At 63.7% G+C, this 2,394-nt stretch carries 3 protein-coding genes; all 3 read left to right on the top strand.

Annotated features, from left to right (window positions below; all coding sequences use genetic code 11):
* The coding region (locus EN991_RS32460; RefSeq protein ID WP_127370272.1) for a beta-ketoacyl-ACP synthase at positions 1-789 on the top strand (789 nt) is incomplete at its 5' end.
* Between the two features lie 43 nt (positions 790-832).
* Positions 833-2,110 (top strand): beta-ketoacyl-ACP synthase, encoded by a 1,278-nt coding sequence (locus EN991_RS32455; protein ID WP_013531223.1) that lies wholly within the window; start codon positions 833-835, stop codon positions 2,108-2,110.
* Positions 2,111-2,146: 36 nt separating this feature from the next.
* Positions 2,147-2,394 (top strand): alcohol dehydrogenase catalytic domain-containing protein (locus EN991_RS32450; RefSeq protein ID WP_164769538.1); only part of this gene is annotated, 248 nt, incomplete at its 3' end.

Raw genomic sequence — 2,394 nt, 5'->3', positions numbered from 1 at the left:
AAATTGACCACCGAATTGCGCCCGACACTGTTTCTGGCCCAATTGTCCAACCTGCTCGCCGGCAACATCTCCATCGTCCACAAGGTCACCGGTTCGTCCAGAACCTTCATGGGCGAGGAAGGTGCCGGTGTCGCCGCGGTTGAAACGGCCGCCGCACGCATCCGCTCGGGTCAGTCGACGCATATCCTGGTCGGCGGTGCCTTCCAGACCGAACATTCCGATATGCTGCTCGGCTATGAACTCGCCGGCTATCTGCATCGCGGCCCATGGAAGCCGGTTTGGCAAAGACAGGGCACTGAGGGCGGTGGCGTCGTGACCGGCTCCGGCGGCGCCTTCCTGGTGCTGGAGCAGCGCGAACACGCGATGAGCCGCGGCCGCAAGATCTATGCAGAACTTGGACCGGTCGTCTCCGGCCGCGCCCGGCGGCCACGGGGAGAACTCGACGCCGAGATCGCCGCACTGCTCAAGCAGGCTGCATTGCCGAACGGCAAATTGCTGACCCTGTCGGGCGCATCGGGGGCGCATGCGGCGACAACAGCCGAGAAGGCAGCGCTCGATGCCAATCCGGCGATCGCCGCGCGTGGCTTCTCGACGCTGACCGGGCACATGAAGGAAGCACAGTTTCCTTTCGCTGTGGCACTGGCGGCACTCGCTGTCGACCGCAAGGCCGCCTATCCTGTTTTTGATGCCGCAGCCGAGACGCCGTTCGAAGGCGTTCCCCAATCCGTCCTTGCAACGGCGATCGGCTATCACCAATTCGAGGGCATGGCGCTGGTCAATGCCGCGTAACGCGGCTCCACGATCCATGCTGCAACGATAAGAGGGCTCCCGGATGGCCAATCTCAGAGATCACATGGGCAGGCCGATCGTCGCCGTCACCGGCATCGGCGTGGTGACCTCGCTTGGCGTCGGCAAATCAGACAATTGGGCGGCACTGACCTCCGGCAAGTCGGGCATTCACCCGATCACCCGCTTTCCCATCGATCAATTGAACACCCGCATCTCCGGCATGGTCGATTTCCTGCCGTCGAGTTCGAAAGGCGCCAGCCCACTCACCTATGAGCTAGCCGAGCTGGCGGGCTTAGAAGCGGTGAGCGAAGCCGGTCTTGATTCCAGCGATTTCGGCGGACCGCTCTTCCTCGCATCGCCGCCAGTCGAACTCGACTGGGCCGAGCGCTTCTCGCTCTACAATTCTGACAAGGACAAGGATGACACCGCCGCCGAAAGACTGCTTCGGGTCGCGCGTAGCTTGAAAGAGCTGGATATTTTCGAGACCACCCAGTTCGGTTCGATCGCCGGCCGCCTTGCCGATCGCCTTGGCACGCGTGGTCTGCCGATCACGCTGTCGACGGCTTGCGCTTCAGGCGCCACCGCGATTCAGCTCGGTGTCGAGGCGATCCGACGCGGCGAATGCGACCGTGCGCTGTCGATCGGCGCGGACGGTTCCGCGACCGCCGAGGCATTGATCCGTTTCTCATTGCTTTCGGCGCTCTCCACGCACAACGACATCCCCGAAAAGGCGTCGAAACCCTTCTCCAGGGATCGCGACGGCTTCGTGTTGGCCGAGGGATCGGGGGCGCTGGTGTTGGAATCGCTTGAGACGGCATTGGCTCGCGGCGCGACTATTCTCGGCGTCCTGGGCGGCTGCGGCGAGAAGGCCGACGACTTCCACCGCACCCGCTCCAAACCGGACGCTTCACCGGCCATCGCCGCGGTCCGCGCCGCTCTCGTCGATGCCGGACTGGGTGAAGACGAGATCGACTACGTCAATGCCCACGGCACCTCGACGCCCGAAAACGACAAGATGGAGCATCTGGCGCTGTCGACGGTGTTCGGCGAGCGGATCGGCTCTATGCCGGTCTCGTCGAACAAATCGATGATCGGTCACACGCTGTCGGCGGCGGGCGCTGTCGAGGCGGCTTTCTCGCTGATGACGATGCGCGAAAGCGTCATTCCGCCGACCATCAACTATGACAATCCCGACCCCGCGATCGTGCTCGACGTGGTGCCGAACAAGAAGCGCAACGCCGAAGTCCGCACCGTTCTGTCGAGCTCCTTCGGCTTCGGCGGCCAGAACACTTGCCTTGTCATGGCGCGGGAACCGGTCTAAGCGACCTTTTTCAGCCAGACTGAACCGACAGGCCCCATGCGCGCATTGCAACTTATAGAGGACCGCCGTCTTGAGACGGTGGACCTGCCGCCTCCTCCACCGCCGGCACTCGGCGAAGTCACGCTGCGCATCAAGGCAGTAGCGCTGAACCATATCGACGTCTGGGGCTGGCGCGGCATGGCCTTCGCCAAGCGCAAGCTGCCGCTGGTCGTCGGCGCGGAGGCATCCGGCGAGGTCGAGGCGGTTGGCCCCGGCGTTTCCCTCCTTCTGCCCCGACAATTTGT

The sequence above is a fragment of the Mesorhizobium sp. M7A.F.Ca.US.005.03.2.1 genome (assembly GCF_003997795.1).
GTDB lineage: Bacteria > Pseudomonadota > Alphaproteobacteria > Rhizobiales > Rhizobiaceae > Mesorhizobium > Mesorhizobium ciceri.
This window is presented reverse-complemented; position numbering and strand designations above follow the sequence as displayed.